At 51.7% G+C, this 872-nt stretch carries 1 protein-coding gene; it reads left to right on the forward strand.

Going from position 1 to position 872, the window contains the following annotated elements:
* The coding region (locus HUS62_RS22345) for an Ig-like domain-containing protein (protein ID WP_258536845.1) at positions 1-872 on the forward strand (872 nt) is incomplete at both ends.

Raw genomic sequence — 872 nt, forward strand, 5'->3', positions numbered from 1 at the left:
ACCTTTACAGATGCCAATGGCACCAGTCATACCGTGACGGTCACTACCGATGCTTTAGGTAACTGGAGTGCCGAAGCAGGGCAAGCTTTAGCTGATGGCAACTACACAGTGAGTGCAAGCATCAGCGATGCAGCAGGTAACAGCAGCAGTGCCAGTGACAGTGGTGAAGTCGACACGATTCCACCAGAGCTTGCTTTTGTGCCGACCTTCTTACTGGGTCAACTGGTGACCTTAAGTGGTACATCGGATTTACCAGCAGGTAGTACTGTGACCATCACCCAAACCTTGTTAGGTGGGGGGGTTGTTACGTACACAGCGACCACCGATGCCAATGGTGATTGGTCACTGACAGGGTTAACGGTGCCGTTAGCGAATTTAGCGTCGATAACAGCCAGTGCATCGGATGCAGCAGGCAATGTACAGACTATCAGTTCAAATGACTTTGATGGTACGCCACCGACACTCACAGTTAACGTGGATGCGATAGGTAATGACAATACACCGCTCATCAGTGGTACCAGTGATGCAGGTGAAGGCGCACAAGTGACCGTGGTCGTCACCGATGCCAATGGTGATAGTAGCACCCTCACTGCAACCGTGGATGCCAATGGTAATTGGTCAGTGAGTCCAACAACGGCCTTAGCCGATGGTCAATTTACCGTCGAGGCGAGTGTGCGTGATGGGGTGGGTAACCTCACCGAAGAAACGGTGACTGGAGTCATTGATACTGTTGCACCAAGCTTAACCCTTACGGGCGTTGGGGCTGGCAGTGATGTGACGCCAGAGTTCACAGGGCGCAGTAATGAAATAGGTGGTACTGTTACAGTAACGGTGACAGATAATGATGGCACCGTACAAACACTGACCGCAAC

The sequence above is a fragment of the Pseudoalteromonas sp. 0303 genome, from assembly GCF_013349995.1.
Taxonomy (GTDB): Bacteria; Pseudomonadota; Gammaproteobacteria; order Enterobacterales; family Alteromonadaceae; genus Pseudoalteromonas.